Here is a 22,365-nt window from a genome sequence, read left to right as displayed (position 1 = left end):
CCTTCAAAGATAATAAAAAGCATATATGTTTTCTATATTATACCATATTTGAAGGTGGCTGTTTATCACAGGGAAGGGCAAAGATCATCACGGTACCACCACCTGGTCGATTTTCAGCATGAATTGTTCCCCCATGAGCTTCTATTATTCCTTTACATATAGATAAACCAAGCCCTGTACCGCTAACGTTCTTAGGTTGTTCTACCCGATAAAATTTATCAAAAACACGTGTTAAATATTCAGATGGAATACCTGGCCCTCGGTCAGCTACAGATACTTGTACTACCTTTTCATCTTGACTGGCGGTAATTACAATCTCACTCCCTAGCGCGGAATACTTACAAGCATTGTCCAGTAAATTTACTAACACTTGCTCAACAAGAACACAATCAGCCTTCACCAAGGGTAGATCTGCAGGTATTCTAACAAGTAAAGATCTACCGTTAAGAGATTCTTCGACCCGCCTTAGAGCAATACCTGTGATATCTTCAATGTCGCACCAATCGATTTTCAGCTGCATCATACCACTTTCTAATCGAGCAGTATCCAGAAGATTGGCCACCAGACGATCCATGCGATTTGCCCCTTCTTTCACTGTTTCTAACAATTCTTTTCTATCTTCTCCTGAATATATACCTTCTACGTCTAAAAGACCAGAAATTGCTCCGATTATCGATGCCAATGGTGTCCTGAGTTCATGGGAAATAGAATTGAATAAGGCAGTACGTAATTGATCTGATTCTACTAATAAGGCAGCGCGCCTGGCTTGATCGGCTAAATTAACCCGTTCCACAGCAATCGCTGCCAAGCCTGCCCATGCTTCCATCAATCTCCTTTGCACAGGAGTAAGCATTTTTTCCTGAATCCGAATCCCTAAGACGCCAACCGTGTTATTACTAGTCGTTAATGGTAAATACATGTATCTAGCACCTGGAAGAGTTTCTGTACAACGTCCAGCAATTTCCCCATGCTCATACGCCCAAATAGCCACTGCCTGCTCACTTGTATCAATACCACTTTCCTTGATCCCTGCTTCAGCGGCCAACAGTAAAGTACCATTATCCTGGGGTAGAAATACTGCTACAGGTCGTTCCAGTGTCTGCCATGCTTGCTCTACCAAAATGCCTATAATTGCCTGGACGTCCACAACTGCTGCAATCTCACGACTGAAAGAATAGAGTGCTCGTGTAGTTTTTTCCCGCTGCCTAGCTAACCTAGCCTCTAGCCGAAGTTTTTCAGTTTGTCCGCCGATGGTAAAAGATACTAAGAGAAAAAGCGGTAAACTCCACAGATAACGAAGATCTGATATGCTAAAACTAAAAAAAGGTGGAATAAAGAAAAAATCAAAAAGTAACACACTGACTAATGCCACCACATAAGATGGCCCCTTCCCCCACCATACTGCCGACCAAAGTACCGGCAATAAATATAACATCATATGTATAGACTCAATATATTCACGCCACAGCCAATTACCAACAGTAACCAAGAAAATCATTAGTACACCAGCCATATAATTCCATAAAGGAATTGTTGCTTTTGTTGCTAATGTTTTAACTTTGGGCTCATCCTTTACCTCTGTGTTACCCTGAATAACATGAATATTAACACCACCACTATAACGGATGAGTTTATTTACCACTGCCCCGCCATTTAACCACTCCCAGATACGCCCGCGTAGTGGTTTACCAACTACCAGATGAGTGACATTATGCTCCCGTGTCATAGCTAGAATTTCTTCAGTCAGATCTGTACCAACGACACTAATCGTTTTAGCTCCTAATTCTTCTGCCAGACGCATATTGCGAAAAATACGATCCCGTTCTTTCTCGCTAAGCTCTAGACGTCTTGGTGTATCAATATGTACAGCCAACAATTCAGCCTGTAAGCCACGAGCCAATCGCCGCGCCGCCCGAATCAGTTGAGCCGAAAAGGGACTAGAACTTACACAAACCATCACCCGTTCACCTGCTGGCCAAGGTCCAGGAATATCATGTTCCTGCATGTATTGATTTAATTCTTTATCTACCCGATATGCTGTAAAGCGAAGAGACAGCTCCCGCAGGGCATTAATATTTCCGGGGCGGAAAAATTTATTCAACGCCAATTCTGCTTGGTGAGGTAAATATATTTTGCCTTCCTTCAAACGCTTAATGAGCTCATTGGGGGGAATATCAATCAATTGCACTTGGTCAGCCTGTTCCACAATACTATCAGGCACCGTTTCCCGTACTGTTACCCCTGTAATTTGAGCGACAATATCATTTAAACTTTCAATATGTTGAATATTTAGTGTCGTAGATACATCAATACCTGCATTTAATATTTCTTCTACATCCTGAAATCTACGGACATGGCGAGAACCAGCCACATTCGTATGGGCCAGTTCATCAACTAACACTACTTTCGGTCTACGCGCCAAAATTGCATCAATATCCATTTCATGCAAGGTCCTACCTCGGTGCTCAATTTCCCTTGCTGGCAAACGAGGTAAACCCTCCACCATTTTTTCTGTTTCCACACGTTTATGAGTCTCTACCCAACCAATCACAACATCTACACCAGAAGCCAACATCTCATGGGCAGTCTCCAACATAGTATATGTTTTACCAACACCAGCAGCTGCACCTAAAAACACCGTCAGCTTACCTCTATTTTCTTTATTTAGCTTCGTTAATAAGACATCAGGATCTGGACGTTTTTTTTCTTTACTTTCCTCAGGCATGTCATTGCCTCCATTATCTTAATCATTCTAAAACAATTGAACCACAAAGACACAAAGTACACAAAGGTTTTTTTAACCATTCGTGTTTTTAACCCCTTTGTGTGCCACGACAGCGGCATTGTGTCTTAGTGGTTCATTTCTTATTATTCACTTTTTTAACCTATCTAGTGCCAAGTTGAGTTCAAGCACATTAACCCTTGGCTCACCGAAGATGCCTAACTGAGGAACTTTCACGTGGCTATCTACCAACCTACGTATTTCATCACCAGATAATTCCCTTTCTTTGCTTACCCTCGCTACCTGTAAGTAGGCTGCTGCAGGAGAAATATCCGGATCAAGTCCACTGCCCGAAGCCAAAACTAGATCAGCTGGAATCAGTTTTTGTTCATCAAGCTGGTTTTCATCACGGGCTTTTATAATATTGTCTGTGACTGTATCAACTAGTTTTTTACTAGTCGGTCCAAGGTTAGAACCACCAGAACTGGTAGCATCATAACCATCTGTCCCTGCCGCTGAAGGACGACCATGAAAATACTTAGCACTTGTAAAGTTTTGTCCGATTAGTGCTGATCCAATAGGCTTACCATCATGGACAATGATGGATCCGTTAGCCTGGAAGGGAAATAGAGCCTGTGCCACCCCAGTCATGGCTAAAGGATAAGCCAAGCCGGTAATGACAGTAAAAACTAGCAGCATGGCAAATGCATTTAACATTTGTTTTAACATAATTCGTTCGCTTCCTCTCAATAAATTAACATTTCCTAGAAGGGCATCAAAGAAGTTATACCAATCCCAAGGCAACAATAATCATATCAATGATTTTAATGCCGATAAACGGTACAATCAGCCCACCAAGACCATAAATCAGTAGGTTTCTTCTAAGAATTACACTTGCTCCTAAGGGCTGGTATTTTACGCCACGTAAGGCTAACGGAATAAGAGCTACAATAACAAGGGCATTAAAGATTACCGCACTTAAAATAGCACTCTCCGATGTAGCCAGATGCATGATATTAAAGACGTTCATTTCCGGATATGCCGCTAGAAACATAGCTGGAATGATCGCAAAATATTTAGCCACGTCATTAGCAATACTGAAAGTTGTCAGTGCTCCTCGGGTCATCAAAAGTTGCTTGCCAATTTCTACGATTTCAATTAGTTTTGTCGGATTGCTATCAAGATCAACCATGTTACCAGCTTCTTTTGCGGCTTGGGTACCACTGTTCATGGCTACACCCACATCCGCTTGGGCTAGTGCCGGAGCATCATTGGTTCCATCTCCCGTCATAGCTACCAGCATACCTTTTTCCTGATATTCACGAATCAATGCTAATTTAGCTTCAGGCGTAGCTTCAGCCAAGAAGTCATCGACTCCGGCTTCAGCCGCAATAGCAGCGGCGGTAAGAGGATTATCCCCTGTAATCATTACTGTTTTGATACCCATTTGCCGCAAATCTTTAAAGCGTTCTTTAATCCCGCCTTTAACAATATCTTTTAGGTAAACTGTCCCAAGGACTTGGGTTCCCTGAACAACTACCAGAGGAGTACCGCCTGCTTTGGCAATTTTTTCGCAATCGCTTTTTACCGTTTCTGGGAACATGCCCCCCTGTTCAGTCATATATCTTTGAATGGCATCCATGGATCCTTTGCGAATCTGTTTTCCCTTTATATTCACTCCGCTCATTCTCGTCTGCGCCGTAAAGGGAATAAACTCTGCACCTAATGCCTGCAAATCACGTTCTCTCAAATTATATTTCTCTTTTGCTAATACAACGATACTACGTCCCTCAGGAGTTTCATCTGCAAGGGAGGATAATTGAGCACTGTCAGCAAGCTGAGTTTTATCTACGCCAGGTGCAGGAATAAATTCCGTTGCCATCCGATTGCCTAGTGTAATGGTGCCTGTTTTATCCAATAACAATACGTTAACATCACCCGCAGCTTCAACAGCACGTCCGGACATTGCCAATACGTTTCTTTTCAAAAGACGATCCATACCAGCAATCCCGATAGAACTTAGTAATCCGCCGATCGTCGTGGGAATAAGGCAAACTAACAAAGAAATCAAAATTAGAATTGGTATTAATGTGCCGGAATAAACCGCAAATGGCTCAATTGTGGCTACAGCAACCAAAAAAATGAGGGTTAAACCAACTAGTAAAATGGTAAGGGCTATTTCATTAGGAGTTTTCTGCCTTTTGGCACCTTCAACCAGCGCAATCATACGATCAAGGAATGTTTCGCCTGGGTTAGCAGTGATTTGTACTTTAATCCAATCAGACAATACCCGTGTACCACCAGTTACAGCTGATTTATCTCCACCTGATTCACGGATTACAGGAGCAGATTCTCCGGTAATCGCGCTTTCATCTACAGAAGCCATACCTTCCACAATTTCACCATCACCAGGAATAAATTCACCAGGTTTTACCATTACTAGATCACCTTTACGCAGATCTGCAGCGTCTACCTGTTTCGTTGTATTATCAACTACTTTATTTGCTTTCGTTTGGGTTCTTGTATTTCGTAGTGCTTGGGCTTGGGCCTTGCCTCTACCTTCAGCAACGGCCTCGGCAAAATTAGCAAATAATACGGTAAACCATAACCATAAGGCTATTTGCAGGGAAAACCCAACATGGGCTGTATTTCCTCCCAAGATATCCCGTATCATTAAACCAGTGGTTAAAAACGAACCAATATACACGATAAACATTACCGGGTTTCTGAATTGTGTCGCCGGATTTAGCTTTCGAAAGGCATCACGGATTGCCACGCCAAGTATTTCCTTATTAAAACTCTCGCGAGTACTCATAATTTCTACTCTCCTTTTAGAACGTTGTACCTTTTAGCATTAACAAATGTTCAACAATCGGCCCCAATGATAGCACTGGTAAGAATGTTAGGGCTCCGACGATTAAAACTACGCCCACTAGCAAAACAACAAATAACCAGCCAGTAGTAGGGAATGTTCCAGGCCCTGGCGGCGATATCTTCTTTGCAGCCATACTGCCTGCTATCGCAAGAGTGGGAATAATCACACCGAAGCGCCCTACAACCATATTGAATGCCAGCATTAAGTTATAGAAAGGTGTATTGGCACTCAGCCCCGCAAAAGCGCTACCGTTATTCCCTGCAGCAGAGGCAAATGCGTAGAGAATTTCACTCAAACCGTGGGGACCAGAATTTGTAAGGGCCGATGTACCTTGGTCAATCACTGATGCAATACCGGAACCAATGAGAATGATAACCGAGGGAATCAAGATAGCAATCGTTGCCATTTTTGTTTCCCATGCTTCGATTTTTTTACCAAGGTATTCAGGGGTTCTTCCAACCATTAGGCCGACAATGAAGACGGTGATGATAACAAACATCATCATGCCATAGAAGCCTGCGCCTACGCCGCCCAAAATTACCTCCCCCAGCTTAATCTGCAACATTGTAATTAGACCGCCGAGGGGTGTAAAGCTATCATGCATACTATTGACCGCACCACAGGAAGCAGCTGTGGTAACTGTAGCAAAGAGTGCCGATCCCCCTATGCCAAAACGAACTTCTTTACCTTCCATAGACGTGGGACTACTTACGCCTATAGAACTCAGAATGGGGTTCCCGTTTAACTCACTTGTATATAGAGTACCAAGCATAATAATGAACAGCAGAATCATAGAAGCAATAATCGAATAACCTTGACGCTTATCGCCTACCATATGTCCAAAAGTAAATACCAACCCAGCAGGAATCAGGAATATACTGAGCATCTCGATAAAATTACTTACAGGAGTCGGATTTTCAAAAGGATGGGCCGAATTGGCGTTAAAAAACCCACCGCCATTGGTCCCCAACATCTTGATCGCTTCCTGAGAAGCTACAGGCCCCATAGCCAATTTTTGATCAGCACCATCCAGCGTTTGAACGGTTACATAAGGTGATAAATTTTGCAGCACACCTTCTTCTACAAGGATGGTAGAAGAAATTATCGCTAGAGGCAGCAACACCCACATAATACTACGTACCATATCAACCCAAAAATTGCCGATTGTTTTAGCATCCTTACGAGTAAGACCTCTAATTAAGGCTACTGCTACCGTAAGGCCAGTTGCTGCGGAAAGAAAATTTTGTACTGTTAATACAGTCATTTGCGTAAAATAACTCATTGTGGTTTCTGGAGAATAAGACTGCCAATTTGTATTCGTCATAAAACTTACTGCCGTATTCAAAGCCAAATGCCACGGATCAACTCCAGATAGTTGTTCAGGATTGAATGGCAGAATATCCTGCCATACTTGAATCAGATAAACCAAAATCATACCGAATAGGTTAAAAATAATTAAAGTAACAGCATACTGCTTCCAATTCATTTCTTCGGTTTCTTTTACTCCGGTGATCCGATAAATTACTTTTTCTATAGGTTTTAACACAAAGTCAAAAATAGTTTTTTCTTGCGAAAATACTTTTGCCATATATTTTCCAAGGGGTAGAGCTAACAGTAGCAAAACCACAATGTAAAAGGCGAACATCATTATATCATTAGTCATATTAAAACTCCTCCGGTCTCATTAATGCGTAAACTAAGTATAAAAGTAGAAGAACCGTGATCCCTCCAGCTAACCATAAGTCAGCCATTTGTATCCCCTCTTTCTCGTGATAAATTAATTACTACACCTTTATATTAGCTCCATTCTAAGTAAATATGCAGTAAAGAAGCGGCTTTACCTTGTAAAGAAATTGTAAATATTGAATGCTCTTATTTAAATCCTATAAGTTTAGGCCATAATAATAAACCAATGCAAAATCCCAAAAAATGTAAAGAGAGGAAAAGCCTCTGTCATACTATTCACCTACTTTTAAAAATTGATAAACAAATGTAGCTAGTGATGATCTATATAGTGTTTAAAAAGCTCAATGCCTTTCTCAAAAGACATGCAGGTAAAATATGCAACTATATTACAAATCAAACTTAGTCCTAGTTTGATTTGTAATATAGTTGTAAAATCCACCATCGTTGTCGCCTCCATACTATTTTCACCTTGATATTAGCATGATTTATCGTAAGTATGGCGTCAGGAAATAGCTCTTTTATGTCAAAAGAAAGTAAAGATAAGAAAAGACTTGTCTTGTACCAAGTCCTCAGACGCAGGTAGAAGCCTTAGTCGTTCTTACTTGGAATCAAGAAAGTGTTATACTTTCTGATTCCGTAAAAAAACACTATTTGCTTAATAAGCAAATAGTGTTTCGAATTATTATCATCTACACTCGCGCTCTCTCCCACCACATTAGGAGAGATATACAAAAAGCAAGCCACATTGAACCTGCGGCATATCCTGCTATCACATCGGTGGGGTAGTGAACACCTAAATAAATACGGCTTATACCAATTAACATACTCAAAACTACTGCCAACGTCATAACAGTCAGCCGCCCCCGCCAAGAATCTATGATGCGCATAATTAGAAATGCCACCATCCCATAGAAACACATAGTTGCCAAGGCATGACCACTTGGGAAGCTATAACCTGTCTCTTGCACAACCCGAAACAAGTCTGGCCTAGTACGATGAAACAAAATTTTCAACAGATAACTAAGCAACGCTCCTCCTGCTAAACAGATAGTCAGTGCCCCCAACTCCCGCCAGCGTTTAAGATATGCAAGTAGTAAAAGAGTAATCGCCACAATTACAATGTAGCTTGTGCCAAAGCCTATATCGGTAATTATAATCATTATCTTATCTAGGCTAGGATTGGCAAAATAGCGTATAAGCCAAACAAAGCTATCGTCAAATAATACCATTTCGTTGTGGAATAAGGTTTCCCAGGCGAGTATGCCAAACACCGTTAACATTAAAGCGCTAATGCCTAAGCTTACTACAATATAAAGCGCCGGCCACCGCCGCTCTATCGCCAAGAATTTTTCTTTAATAGGCGAATACCACTTAGTCCTTTTAAATAAATGACCAATGATCCAAAATAACATCGGTAGAATAATGAGGCTTGCTGCCCCTATTAGAAAAAGCCCCCCCACCACCACCGGTACCAAGGGATGTCCCTGTGGCACGATTATCCATGGCTTATGCTCAATACTTGCACCCTGCTCAATCATTGTGCTGCCGCCAAGTACGACAATTCGCCCGTTTATCCTTGCCCCAGATTTTATTATTAAGTTGCCATCCACAACAATAATGCCATCCGTTACCCTTCCTCCTACGCTTGCATCGCCTCCAGCCACCATGAGCTTGCCTATAGCTTGCCCCACCGGAATAGAAGTATTTTCATGCACAAAGACATCGGGAAATTCTTCTACGCCTTTCCTATTAGCGCTGAAACAAACACTTGTAAGAACAAGTAAACCTATTAAAGCAAACACGATCCATTTGGCTACTCGCGCATATTGAGCCATAAACATCCCCCTTATCAAATTTCTAACCTTTATTAACCTGTAGTATTATAAACTATATTTAAATAAAGCTACAAAAATATTCTCCCACAACATGCTCTTACCTATGTGGAGTTCCTTTTGTTTCTTATTTAATTCTTGAGGAATAGATGACTTGCCTGAATCCTGCCCATAGGCAGTGTTAATTTCTTCTGAACTAATATGGCCTCGTATTTAAATAGTAGCAAACTTAACTGAAAATGTAGTCCCTGTTTCCCCTGAAGTTATCGCGATTTCTGCTCCATGCCTATTGGCAATGCGGTAGCAAACGGCTAGTCCCAGACCAGTTCCTTCTTCTTTGGTAGTGAAAAATGGTGTACCAATTTTCTTCATTACTTCCAGTGGAATACCTGAACCAGTATCTGATACCTTAACTAGAACGTGATCCTTACCGCGTATCGTGCTAATAGTCACTGTTCCGCTAGCATTCATTGCTTCTACACCATTGCGAACCAAGTTCAGAATAAGCTGCCTAATTTCACTTTCATCAAATTCAATCTCCGGAATAGGTTCTAGTTTTAGCATTAATTCATGGCCTCTTCGGAAAGCATCTGCCTCAAGCAATGGGTAAAGTTCATTGATTACACCATTTAAATTTCCTAGTTTCATCTCAACTCTTTTATTCTTCGCTAACGATAAAAAAGTACTAATTATATCGTTAGCCCGGTCTAACTCCTCAATCATAGTGGAGAGCTGATCATGATATTTACTAAAGTCATCCTTACATCGGAATAACTGCAAATATCCCCTAACAGTCGTTAAAGGATTTCGCACCTCATGCCCGATACCAGCTGCCATTTCACCTATGGTATTCATACGTTCCATATGAGCCATTTCCTTTTCATAACGCCTCACTTCTGTAATGTCTGTAAACATTCCTAGAGAGCACTGTTCATCACCTAGAAAGATGTTTTCACAGGAGAAAAGGACTATTCTTGTTTCATTATTCACTTGTATCTTCATTTCAAAGTCTCGAATCGTGCCATTCTCATTATTAAGTTTGTCCCGTAATTCTTTTGCCTCATAATCTTGCCACAAACCGATTTCCTCTGGTGTCTTACCAATGACATCTTTACGCGAAAAACCAAGGGCATCAAGATATACCTGGTTCACATCTAAAAGGGTCCAGTCACTTAGCTTTACAATTCCCATCATAAGCGGATTTGTATGAAATACTTTTAAAAAGAGTTCTTCGTCTAGACGCTGGTTCGTAATATCATGATTAATTTCCAATATAGATACTGTTTTTCCCGCCTCATCCTTAAATAAGGTACAATAGCTTATAATGATAACTTGTTTCCCGTCTTTTCGAGTACGAATGAGCTCACCCGCCCAAGAGCCTGTTTCTAACAAAGATTTATTAATATATTCTAAAGGTTCTTGGAAAACAGTCTTGAGCAGATCATTTGAAATAGCATTTAATGCTTCCTCTTTTGACCATCCAAAACACATCGAAGCTCCATTATTCCAATAGATAATTTTATTGGTAAGATCTCTTACGATGATAGCATCATGTGCCATATCCAGTAACTTGCAATTCCATTCAAGTTGGCTGTTAAGATACCATAACTCAGCATTGAGCTGGCTTTTAGCAGAACATTCTTCCTCAAGACCTTTTCTTAATGAGGTTATGGCATGAAGCAATGGAGCCATCTCCGGAAATTCCGACATTTTTTTTGCATCGTCATCCCGCGTTGCAACTTGTATAGCCATATTTTGTAGTGAATTTTCAAACCTATGAAAACTGCATCGTAAAATAAGCAATGCTCCGCCCCAAACTAAAAAAAACAACACTCCTGCACGAGTAATAGCATTCATATAGGCTTTTTCTACGTCTTCAACTTTTGTATTGACCCAAACAAACCAAACAACTTCACCATTGACTATGTTAGGCAGCAATACATTTACTATTGGTTTACCCCAAACGGTATTCTTGACATTGGTAAAGAAAATGAGTTCCTTAGCCTCTATGGCACGCTGCTCATCAGCTGCAAAGGGTTCATTTAATAAATCGAGTCTTGGTGGATATAGGGCAAGTCGGTGTTCATCTACTCCATATCCCAATACATGTCCGGGAAACCTTTTTCCTATATCTTCCAAAACTGGCTGTAGCATTGGATGGAGCAATGCCAGTCTTTCCTTGTGGGGCAATTTGCGAATTGTATCATCCAGTAATAGTCTCTCAGCTTCAGGAGGTACCCGTTGATCCAACATTGTCGCGATTGCAAGTATTTCTTTTTCCTTTTCCTTAATTACCTGTTGCTGGATCGAATCTGCCTCGTAGTAGGCAAATAAAATCATAAGTGTAGTGACTAAAAGTGTGACTAGTAAATATGTGCGCTTAGCTGCAGATTTTGGTAACAATTAAAATCCCCCTGTGAATATAGTATACAACTTAAACAATCCTAGTTTTCTAAAAAAACTTCTTAATGTCGACAGAGCTGTTATGTCTCTTTAAATTTCCTAATAGCTAGTCAACTAACTCCATCTTTTATATGCCCAACAAAACGATATCTCCTTATATATTTTTAACGACTTTATCCACTACTCATTATAGCATTGTTACCAATTGGAAAGATAACATCCTATATTCAAAAAGAACAAGCAAGCCGAGATTACCTCTCGGCTTGCTTGTTTAAAAGCCTTACTCTAATTTTCCTGTCCATAATAAGCAAAGCATTACTACCTGTTTACAGAAATATTGATTATCAAGCAGCACTTGTTCAAGAGATTGACAACTAGGGTTCAACTGCATCACGATTACAAAATCCAATTGTTAATTCTCTTCAGTTTCAAATCAATAATAAAAATTAGTCCTCTGGTATTCCTAATTTTTTTCTGCTTCAGTTACTGCCTGTTCATATCTTGCAATTTTATAATCTAGACGTTCCAGCGTTTTTTTCATATCTTCCAATTTTACTATAAGCTCTTTACGCTGCTCAATTAAAAGTTCTTTTCTTGCTTCAGCAGTTTCATTGCCCTGTTGAAATAGTCCAACATATTCAATCAATACCTCAATCGGAAGGCCTGCACTTCGCATACATTTGGCAAATTCAACCCACTTACAGTCTTCTTCCCTGTAATCCCTGACTCCGCTTTTATTGCGATTTACATGAGGAATTAGTCCGATACGTTCATAATAGCGGAGTGTATCCTGGGAAATATCAAACCTTTCACTTACCTCTGCAATCATCATATGGTTTCACTCCTGATTTACGGCATTATAAATTTTAGTTTTAATTCCAAATCGAGAATTAAATAGTAGCACTAATTCATGCTCTATTTAATTTACAGAATTTTATTTTAGTAAATGGAACTCCGGCTTTGATTAGTTTTTCTGTTCTATATCTTTGGAAAGGAATTTATGCTTCAAAAACACCCGCTACATCTTTTAAATATTTTGTAATCTCAATATGCTGTGGACAATTTTTTTCACACTTTTTGCATCCAATACACTCGGATGCTTTTCCATGCGTTTTTGTATAATTATCATAGTATACTCTTTGTATAGAAAATCCGGTGCTCAAAGTTTGTTTTTCCGTATTATATAACGAGAAATACTTCGGAATCGCTATGTTTTTCGGACAATCTTCTACACAGTACTGACAAGCTGTACAGGGAATGGCAATTGCTTCATTAATAATCCTAACTGCCTTTTCAACACGATCATATTCTTCCTGCACAAATGGCTTAAACTCTTGCATATAACCCATATTATCCAGTAACTGCTCCATATCAGACATTCCGCTTAATACCATCATAATTCCCTCAAGACTTGCCACGTAACGGATAGCCCATGATGGTATAGACATGTCAGGATGATATTCTTTAAATAGTTGCTCTGCTTTTTCAGGCACTTTCGCAAGCATACCGCCTTTGACAGGCTCCATAATAATAACAGGTTTATTATGCTTTCTTGCCACTTCGTAGCACTTTCTTGACTGAATACTTTCACTGTCCCAATCCAGATAATTAATCTGTAACTGGACAAAATCTACTTCCGGATGTGCTGTCAGGATTTCATCCAATAAATCAGCATTATCATGATAAGAAAATCCGATATGCCTGATCTTTCCTTCTTTTTTCTTTTGCTGAATAAATGCAAAACTATCAAATTTTTGTGCTATCTCATAATGGGATACCCCAAGATTATGAAGAAGATAATAATCGAAGTAATCTACACCACATTTTTCTAATTGTTCGTTAAAAATTCTTTCTTGATCTTCTTTGGTTTTCAAAAACATCGTTGGTAGTTTTGTCGCTAAGGTGAAGCTGTCTCTTTTATGGCGTTTTACTAAAGCCTCTCGTATTGCTGCCTCACTCTTATTCATATGATACATATACGCTGTATCAAAATAAGTAAAGCCTCTTTCCAAAAAAGTATCTACCATTTGATTTACTGTGTCCATATCAATACTTGCAGAATCATTCTGGTTCTTTAATGGTAAGCGCATGAAGCCAAATCCTAATTTTTTCTTTTCCATATCGTTATTTCTCCTTAATTTTACTTATTTTCGGGATACTTAATGACTTGCGCCAGCTTAACTTTTCCTAAATATATCTCATAATTTATTAATTATGCTGGCATTATAAGCTGCGCCGAAGCCATTATCGATATTAACGACACTGACACCGCTTGCACAACTGTTCAGCATGGATAACAGCGCTGCAAGACCGCCAAAGCTTGCCCCATAGCCAACACTTGTCGGGACAGCAATAACAGGTTTATCTACCATTCCCCCTATAACGCTGGCGAGTGCGCCTTCCATGCCTGCAGCTACGATAACTACTTTTGCTCCCCGGATGACATCAATCTTGGCGAAAAGTCTATGAATGCCTGCAACTCCCACATCCACAATCTTTTCTACCCGGTTGCCAAGAATACTTGCTGTTTCTGCGGCTTCCTCCACCACTGGCAAATCAGAAGTTCCAGCTGAAACAATGGCAATATAACTATCTGTAAGTTGTTCTTCTCGCTTTTGAATGGTAATCGTCCTTCCTAGAGGATTATATTTGGCTTCTGCACAGATAGTTTTCACTGCTTCGTACATTTTTTCGTTAGCGCGAGTTGCTAGTATATTGTTATCTTTAGTCAGCATGAACTCAATAATGCTTTTAACTTGTTCGACTGTTTTGCCTTCGCAATAGATGACTTCCGGGTATCCTACCCGTATTTCACGATGATTATCAATCTTAGCAAATCCCATTTCTTTATAGGGTAGATCTTCAATGACTTCCATTGCTGTTTCGACTTCTATTTCATTGTCCTTTACTCTTTGCAGCAGTTTTCTAATATCCGCCTTATTCATTTTTTCCTCCTGGAATATCTATCGGTATAGACTATACTATTTATTTCCTATTGTCTCGTTAAAGCTTCCGACCCTATATCCTTCTAAATCTAAGGTTACATACCTAAAGCCAAATTCCTTAAACTTATCAGATATTTCATCAAGTAGATCCTCATTAAGTAATTTAGCTTTATCCTTTTTATCCACTTCAATTCTTGCCAGATCTTCGTGGCATCGCACTCGAATCGCCCGGAATCCTCGGTCCATCATATACTTTTCCGCTTTTTCTATTTTTATAAAATCTTCTTCTTTCAGTACATTACCATAGGGTATTCTGGTAAGCAAACATGCATAGGGTGGTTTATCCCAAGTAGTAAGTCCTAGCTCTTTGGATAAACTTCTTATTTCCTGTTTACTCAAGTGACACTCTAATAAAGGACTTTTTATCCCCAGTTCCCTAAGCGCCTTTAACCCTGGTCTATAGTCACTGATATCGTCAAAATTGGTGCCATCAATAACATAAGGATACCCTTCTCTCTGCGCAATGGCTTTAATTTGGCTAAATACCGCCGTTTTGCAAAGATAACATCTATTTTCAGGATTGTTTCTAATTTCATCAATAATTGGCGCCTCTAGTATTTCAAATGCTACCCCAAGTTCTGCTACTAATTGTTTGGCCTCTTCGATTTCCCATTTAGGAATATAGGGAGATTGTATAGTCACTGCTTTAAAGTTATCTCCCAAGGCTTCCTTAGCTGCTTTAAGTAAAAAAGTACTGTCTACTCCTCCGGAGAAAGCCAAGACAACTTTCTCCATATCTTTTAAACACTGAATCAAATTTATATACTTTTCATTATTAATCATAATGGGTTAACCTCTATCCTTTTGTTGACTTGTTTCTTTATCGCTTGCATTTTCGTAACCAAGATATATCCTTAAAACATTAGGAATCTCAAGATCTCTATGACCTATCCCATAGCCAATCTTGTCTATTGAAAAATCTATATGGTCTGTAAAAACGTCCACATTTGCCGCCAATATTGCAGCCCCGGTAGGTGTAGTCGTTTCAAAAGGCACTATGCCTGATTTTATGGGGATATTCTTTAAGATTTCTACTGTTGCAGGAGCAGGAACGGGAATGATACCATGAGCACATTTTACAAACCCTCCTCCTACCTGAACCGATGAAGCCATTATCTTATCCACTTGTAAATAATCTAAACACACAGCAGCTCCCACAATATCGACAATAGAGTCAACGGCTCCAACCTCATGGAAATGCACTTCATATAAAGGTTTTCCGTGAACCTTTGCTTCCGCCTCTGCTACCTTCATAAAAATATCCAAGCTTACCTTTTTAACCCTATCATTTAAACTGCTGTTTATTACTATGTTTTCAATATCCTTTAAATTTCTATGAGCATGGTGAGTATGACCACTGTCTGACTCCATATCGGCCTGTGCCTCATGATGATGATGGTGTTCATGATGTTCGTCGTGGTGGTGGTCGTCGTGCTTATGAACATGCATTGCATCCTTTAAGACTACATCCACTCTAGTTCCGCTTATTCCCTTTTTGCTATCCTTTTTTACCTGCAACTCATATTCAACATCTAGATTAAGCTTAGACAACTCTTGCCTTAAGTAAGCTTCATCTACCCCCAAATCCAAGAGTGCACCTAGATTCATATCGCCGCTGATGCCACAAAAACAATCGTAATATAATACTTTCATAATCGACTCTCCATAACATAATTTTTATTTATCTTTATCTATCTCTTATTGGCCCAAAACAGCCTTCACTGCCGCTTTCACCTCCGGGCAGACATTCTCACGCACTACACCCGATATATTTTTACCTGCTTAATAAGAAGTTTATCACTTGGAGTTAAGTCCAGGTCAAGTGTTTTTATAAAAAGACTTTCGGTAAAACCATGCAGCCTGAAAAATATTTATTTGCCAAAAAGTTTAACAGCCTGTTTCATTTTATTAATAATATCCACATTAAATGGACAGTTTTTCATACATAACCCACATTCTATGCACTCATTTGCGTGATGTTCTAGTAAACCATAATGATTGATTAATGTTTCAGGAACATCTTCTTGAATTAATGCTAAATCTAAATATTTATTTACTAATGCAATATCTATCTTTTTCGAACATGGGGCACAATGTCCACAATACATACAGTGTCCGCTAAATGAATTCCTTGATGCATTTGCCAGAACTTCACTATAATCTTTTTCTTTATTACTTGCAGTGATATAGGCGGTTGCTGCAATTACTTGATTTATATTAGATACTCCAACCATTACGGAAGCAACTGCCGGTCTCGTTAAACAGTAATGTAAACATTGTACCGGGGTCAGTGCTTTTTTAAAGGGCGATTCTTTGTCACTTAATAATACTCCCGCTGCATATCCTTTCATAACAGTCAATGCAACACTCGCATTTTCACAAGTTTGGTATAACTTATCACGTTTTGGATCAATACCTTCATAAGTTCTATTTTTAAAAGTACTTTCTTCAAACAGTATGTTTACATCCTCACTGGCTGGTAGCATATCATAAGCAGCATTGATGCTAAATAAAATTACATCAATGATTCCTGTTTCCACTGCTCTAAAAGCAATATCTGTATTATGTGTGGATATTCCTAAAGACTTAATAACTCCTTTTTCTTTTAATTCTTTTGCATATTTAATTATTTCTCCATTAAAAATGTTATCAAAATCCTTTTGATCGTCAACATAATGAATCATCCCTACATCGACATAGTCTAACTGCATTCTAGTTAAAAAGTCTTCATATGCATTGACAACTTCATTAAAATCCCTAGTACGTCGATATTGTCCGTTATCCCAGGTGGAACATAGATGTCCCTCAATAACAAAACTACTTCGAGGATATTTACTTAACGCTTTACCAACATGATTTCTAACTTTTGGATTTGAATTATATAGATCAATAAAATTAATACCTTCACTGATTGCACAATCAATGATTGCTTCAGAGTCTTCATAATTTTTATTTTCAAATCCCTCACCGCCAATCCCGATGGCACTTACTTTGATACCTGTTCTTCCTAAAATTCGATATTCCATATTTCCCCTCCCTCCTATACTTGACCTTGTCTTCCTAAATCAGACTCTGTAGGACTCCGGCAACTTTCTCGACGCAATGCTGATAGTACTGGGCAACCGCATTTACTTTCAGACGTTTGCGGGGTCCTATACAGAAATCAGTTAAATTGCATGAAACTGAGTCCATCGTTCACTTATATATCTGTGAACGAAAATGATTGACTTGACAATCCAATCAATAAACATAGCTACCCATGTGCCGAACATTCCCATATTAAAATAAATACTTAGTAAATAAGCTAGTGCAATACGACAGAAAAACATGGACAAAATACCAACAATCATGGGAAATTTGGCATCTCCTGATGCACGGAATGTCACGGGTAAGGTGTAAGCAAGGGGCCAAATTACAACCATAAATGCTGCATGCCACCATACATTTTTCGTGGTCATCGTAGTTGCTGCCTCAGATAACCCATAAACGTCCATTACGAAAGGCAGTAAAGCAAGTACTACTCCGCAACTCACCACATGAGCCACATACACAATACCCATAATCTTTTTTGTATAATATTTAGCCTGTTCATAATCTCCTGCGCCTACGCATCTTGCTATAACTACAGTTAATCCAAGACCAATTGCCATCCCCGGCAGCACTTGAAACATTACAATGGTGCCTGACACCGCATTTGCCGCAATTGCTGCCGTACCGAACGTAGCAACAAGACTGAGTACAATAATTCTTCCCAGATAGAACAAACCATTTTCTAGTCCATATGGAACACCTATGCTTAAGATTCTTTTGAGCATCGACCAATTAAATTTGTGTTTTAAACTTTTCGTTATATATATGGAATGCTTTTTGTTGAAAGCCAATGCGATTATAATAACTGCAGCCGCTATACGTGATAGCAAGGTCGGTATGGCAACACCCTCAGTCCCAAAGTGAAAGCCGTAAATAAGTATTGCATTTCCTATCGCATGCGCTATGTTCATAGCCAGCATCACCTTCATGGGCAGTTTGGAATTACCCATAGTACGGAATATAGCAGCCCCCGCATTATACAGTGCCAAAAAGGGAATGGATATAGCTGTAATCATCAGATACGTATTCGCATCCCTGCGTACTTCATCCGTAATCTGCCCAAACAGACCATTTAAAATAAGCGGTTTCCCCAGATAGATTAGTACCATGATGAGGACGGATACAGCACCGGAAAACCATACGAGCTGATTCGCTGCTTCTCTTGCTTCTTCCTTCTGTTTCCTGCCCAAATACTGCCCCGCAATCACTACGCCACCAGTGGACATCGCTGCAAACAAACTAATGAGTAGTGCCATGACAAAGTCTACCAAAGACACGCCAGACACGGCTGCTTCCCCCACATGCGCTACCATGATGGAGTCTACTAATCCTACTAAATATTCTAAAAACTGCTCTACGATAACGGGCAGAAATAATTTGTATAAATCCTGATTCGTAAATAACTTTTTTGTTGCTACAGATCTCTGTTCCAAATCTTGCCTCCTATGTTTAGATAGCGATGTTCATCCGAGAATCATGTCCAACTGGGTAGCAGGGTTTCTGCACGATCCGTTGCAGGTACAGGAGTAATAGAAAGTAAAGAGATTTCATTACGCCGCTCTGGAGTCATATCCACATCAATAGCAGCGAGGGAATACTCAAGCTGTTCTAAATTTCTTGCCCCGATAATGGGGGCTGTTATTGCAGGATTAGACATAACCCAAGCAACTGCAAGCGTTGCAGGATGCATACCATGTTGCGCAGCATATGCATTAAATCGGTCGGCTATAACAAAATTGATTTCATCAGTATAACGATCCGTATATCTTTTTTCTTCAACTAGTCGGCCTTGCTCTGGTCGCTTATTCACCCCATATTTTCCTGTCAAAAGTCCCGCCCCTAAAGGGCTATAGGAAATAACGCCTATTTGTTCAGAAGCGGCGAGAGGCAAAATCTCGACCTCAGCTTGACGTTTAACTAAGTTATACATGGGTTGTATTAATTCAAAACGAGCAAGCTGCTCTCTTGCCGAAATCCCTAATGCTTTAGTAATTTGCCAGGCTGCCCAATTGCTTACCGCTGGATAGAGGATTTTACCTTGGGCTTGAAGATCATCAAGTGCGCGAAGTGTTTCTTCCATCGGAGTATTTTCATCAAAACAATGCACAAAGTAAAAATCAATGCGATCCGTTTTTAACCGTCGTAAGCTTTTTTCAACTTCAAGCATAATGTGACGACGAGAAAGTCCCCCGGCATTAATATCTTTTCCTGTTGGATAAAAAACCTTTGTAGTAAGTACAATTTCATCTCGACAATCAGCAATACATTCTCCTAGTATTTGTTCAGACCGTCCTTGACTATAAACGTTTGCAGTATCAAAAAAGTTGATACCAGCTTCACGACAGCGCTTAAACATTGCTTTAGATGTTTCTTCATCAGCGTTTCCGCCAAAAGACATCGTACCAAAACATAAACTTGAGACTTGAATCCCTGTTTTCCCTATTGTTCGATATTTCATAATCAATCCTCCTAATGATAAGAACTTATCCAAATAAAACATCATCGGTTCATTCAATAACTTTTGATGCAGAATTGTTTACTTCCTGTAATTTAGTCTATCACTTGAAGTTAACTCCAAGTCAAGCGTTTTTTTAGTATAGCCTAAATGGCCAACAGAAAGCCCTCCAGTACGCGGACATGCCCACCAGAATTTTAAAATCCCAGAAACCTTGATTTTGAAGGCTTCTGGGATTTTAAAATTGGTTTATTTCATTAATATGGCATCAATGGACGGAACTGTAAGTATTGTTTTGTAATTTCCTTTAAACCATTATTTCTAAGAAACTTATTTAATGTTTCACAACCATCTTCTACGTTTATTACCATAAATGTAGAAGATAGTTTAATTTAGAAACTTGGCTCTAATTTTTTCTTTATCTATATCCTTTAAATCTTCAACCACTTCAATAATACCGACCACTTTTTTATCTTTATATATCCCTAAGGTACCGAGAGATTTAGTATATAATTCTATTATGTTTCCTTCTTTTCTACCGTCAAAAGCGTAGATCACTTTTTTCTCGCTATAATCCACAAGTTCCCAATTTCCTTCTGGCTTATCAAATGCCGTAAAATTAAACTTGATGGATGTGTCCTTCCCCTTCTTCACGACACTAATTAAAGGTTCCAATTCGTATCCGGTCCCTATAATGTTTACAATTTGCTTATCACCAGACACTATCGCCTTATGAACCAAACGCTCAGTTGGTACTTTTTCAATATCGTCTCCGTATATACTAACCTGATCTTTTGCACTACTACAACACTGGGATGTACCATCAGTGCTACAACAACCGCTACCTGAAGGTATCGATACAATTTCTTTTGAAATATCTACAGCATTGATATCATCTACCACTTTGATAATTCCACTAATCATCCCCATCCAGCAACTAAATTTTAACTCCTCACCTTGCGGAGTAAATTCGATGATGTTCTCGCCAGTTGTCAGCTTTTTCTTAATATTTAAAGAAGGGATGATGATCTGGTTATTACACGAATTTATCTGTTCACCAGTGATGATCCAGCGTACTGGCATATTTTTTTGTACATATAAAACATTAGGTACATAGCCTTGATTATTGGCAATTATTCTAATTGTCTGTACGCCTGTGTTTATTTCTGCCTTAGTAGCCATGCTGATACCGTTATTTGTTTGGGCTACGAAATTTGAAAATGGCATCTGAAAGCCAGCAATTGCCAAGCCACGATTTGCCATAATTATACCTAGAATAATAACAAAAGCTCCACTACATTTCATGATCTTTTTCGTGAGATTCTTGCTCATCATTCCAGTTACTACGCCAAAAGATAGCATTAATGGTAATGTACCAATTGCAAAAATAAACATTGCAATTGCCCCATCTAAGGCACTACCAGTACCTAAGGCATACAATTGCATGGTTTGCAATGGACCACATGGCATCAAGCCATTTAAAATTCCCACAACAAAAGGAGTTCTAGATTTTAAAGCTGGTGAGTAAGCAGACCAGGGTATGGTAATATAGCCTCTCAAAATAGCAATACCAGACATATTTATTCCCATTAAAATCATGCATATACCGGCAAAGATAGCAACTCCCGACATGAAACCAATAGAAATGGAAATCATCGAACCAACAGCACCAAATACACCGCCCAGCACAGTATACCCCACAAGTCTCCCGCTGTTATAGGAAAATGACGGTAGAAATGTTACCGACTTTTCCCCTGTAATGATAGTTTGAGACATCATAATACCGCCGCACATACCAACACAATGCAGTGACGTAAAAACACCAATCATAAAAAGGATAAAATACGTGACTTCGCCTCTCAATTTGGAGTTCATATCAAAACCGCTAGTAAATTGCCCCAGCATAAGAATGGCTAAAAATATGCTCAACATGCCAATTATACTTTTAATTTTAGTAGCTGATCCTATTTCACTCTCAATCCGATATCCCTGATTAATAATAACATTGCTAATCTCATCCCAATGGCAATGCGTTGTTTCGTACTCGACAGACACTGTATTTCTGGCATAGCAGGCTTTTACCTTAGTAACCCCATTTAATTGTCTTAGCATTTTTTCGATCTGTGCTTCGCAGGATGCACAGTGCATATCTTGAATAACAATTGTTTTGGTCATTTTACTCAAGTAATCACCCTCTTTATCCTTCTAATAAAAATCAGGTGCCCAGTCTTATACCCTTTCTGAACACCTGATTAAAATAAACTCATCCAGCTAAAGCTGGAAATCAATATAACTCC

Annotated in this window: 16 protein-coding genes; all 16 read right to left on the bottom strand. The window is 39.3% G+C overall.

Annotated features, from left to right (window positions below; all coding sequences use genetic code 11):
- Nucleotides 1-37: 37 nt before the first annotated feature.
- Entirely contained in the window at nt 38-2,725 is a 2,688-nt protein-coding gene (locus QSJ81_RS00425) for an ATP-binding protein (RefSeq protein ID WP_285715439.1), read from the bottom strand.
- 147 nt (nt 2,726-2,872) lie between these two features.
- Nucleotides 2,873-3,451 carry a potassium-transporting ATPase subunit KdpC gene (gene kdpC / locus QSJ81_RS00420; protein WP_285715438.1) on the bottom strand — a complete coding sequence of 193 codons (579 nt, stop codon included), beginning with the start codon at nt 3,449-3,451 and terminating at the stop codon, nt 2,873-2,875.
- 55 nt (nt 3,452-3,506) lie between these two features.
- Nucleotides 3,507-5,537, bottom strand: coding sequence for a potassium-transporting ATPase subunit KdpB (gene kdpB / locus QSJ81_RS00415; RefSeq protein ID WP_285715437.1), 2,031 nt, complete (start codon nt 5,535-5,537; stop codon nt 3,507-3,509).
- Nucleotides 5,538-5,553: 16 nt separating this feature from the next.
- Complete coding sequence (gene kdpA, locus QSJ81_RS00410; protein WP_285715436.1) at nt 5,554-7,260, bottom strand: potassium-transporting ATPase subunit KdpA; 1,707 nt, start codon at nt 7,258-7,260, stop codon at nt 5,554-5,556.
- A 1-nt stretch (nt 7,261) separates the two neighbouring features.
- Nucleotides 7,262-7,348 carry a K(+)-transporting ATPase subunit F gene (gene kdpF / locus QSJ81_RS25685; RefSeq protein WP_071841984.1) on the bottom strand — a complete coding sequence of 29 codons (87 nt, stop codon included), beginning with the start codon at nt 7,346-7,348 and terminating at the stop codon, nt 7,262-7,264.
- 624 nt (nt 7,349-7,972) lie between these two features.
- A complete protein-coding gene (locus QSJ81_RS00405; protein ID WP_285715435.1) occupies nt 7,973-9,118 on the bottom strand; it encodes a phosphatase PAP2 family protein in 1,146 nt (381 codons plus the stop codon).
- Nucleotides 9,119-9,328: 210 nt separating this feature from the next.
- Entirely contained in the window at nt 9,329-11,518 is a 2,190-nt protein-coding gene (locus QSJ81_RS00400; RefSeq protein WP_285715434.1) for an ATP-binding protein, read from the bottom strand.
- Between the two features lie 463 nt (nt 11,519-11,981).
- Nucleotides 11,982-12,350 carry a MerR family transcriptional regulator gene (locus QSJ81_RS00395; protein WP_285715433.1) on the bottom strand — a complete coding sequence of 123 codons (369 nt, stop codon included), beginning with the start codon at nt 12,348-12,350 and terminating at the stop codon, nt 11,982-11,984.
- Nucleotides 12,351-12,516: 166 nt separating this feature from the next.
- Nucleotides 12,517-13,638, bottom strand: coding sequence for an aldo/keto reductase (locus QSJ81_RS00390; RefSeq protein WP_285715432.1), 1,122 nt, complete (start codon nt 13,636-13,638; stop codon nt 12,517-12,519).
- Nucleotides 13,639-13,716: 78 nt separating this feature from the next.
- On the bottom strand, nt 13,717-14,463 hold the full coding sequence (gene larB / locus QSJ81_RS00385; RefSeq protein WP_285715431.1) for a nickel pincer cofactor biosynthesis protein LarB: 747 nt from the start codon (nt 14,461-14,463) through the stop codon (nt 13,717-13,719).
- A gap of 36 nt (nt 14,464-14,499) precedes the next feature.
- Nucleotides 14,500-15,306 carry an ATP-dependent sacrificial sulfur transferase LarE gene (larE, locus tag QSJ81_RS00380; RefSeq protein WP_285715430.1) on the bottom strand — a complete coding sequence of 269 codons (807 nt, stop codon included), beginning with the start codon at nt 15,304-15,306 and terminating at the stop codon, nt 14,500-14,502.
- Nucleotides 15,307-15,312: 6 nt separating this feature from the next.
- Nucleotides 15,313-16,176: a nickel pincer cofactor biosynthesis protein LarC gene (larC, locus tag QSJ81_RS00375; protein ID WP_285715429.1), complete on the bottom strand. Its 864-nt coding sequence runs from the start codon at nt 16,174-16,176 to the stop codon at nt 15,313-15,315.
- A gap of 218 nt (nt 16,177-16,394) precedes the next feature.
- Nucleotides 16,395-17,549: an aldo/keto reductase gene (locus QSJ81_RS00370; RefSeq protein WP_285715428.1), complete on the bottom strand. Its 1,155-nt coding sequence runs from the start codon at nt 17,547-17,549 to the stop codon at nt 16,395-16,397.
- A gap of 141 nt (nt 17,550-17,690) precedes the next feature.
- The gene (locus QSJ81_RS00365; RefSeq protein ID WP_285715427.1) at nt 17,691-19,046 is read right to left on the bottom strand and encodes an MATE family efflux transporter; all 1,356 of its coding nucleotides are present in this window, start codon (nt 19,044-19,046) and stop codon (nt 17,691-17,693) included.
- Between the two features lie 41 nt (nt 19,047-19,087).
- On the bottom strand, nt 19,088-20,071 hold the full coding sequence (locus QSJ81_RS00360) for an aldo/keto reductase (protein ID WP_285715426.1): 984 nt from the start codon (nt 20,069-20,071) through the stop codon (nt 19,088-19,090).
- A gap of 384 nt (nt 20,072-20,455) precedes the next feature.
- Complete coding sequence (locus QSJ81_RS00355; RefSeq protein ID WP_285716052.1) at nt 20,456-22,243, bottom strand: urease accessory protein UreH domain-containing protein; 1,788 nt, start codon at nt 22,241-22,243, stop codon at nt 20,456-20,458.
- Nucleotides 22,244-22,365 lie beyond the last annotated feature (122 nt).

The organism is Pelosinus sp. IPA-1, from assembly GCF_030269905.1.
Classification (GTDB): Bacteria; Bacillota; Negativicutes; order DSM-13327; family DSM-13327; genus Pelosinus.
The sequence above is the reverse complement of the archived record's forward strand: the minus strand, read 5'-3'. Positions and strand labels throughout refer to the sequence as shown.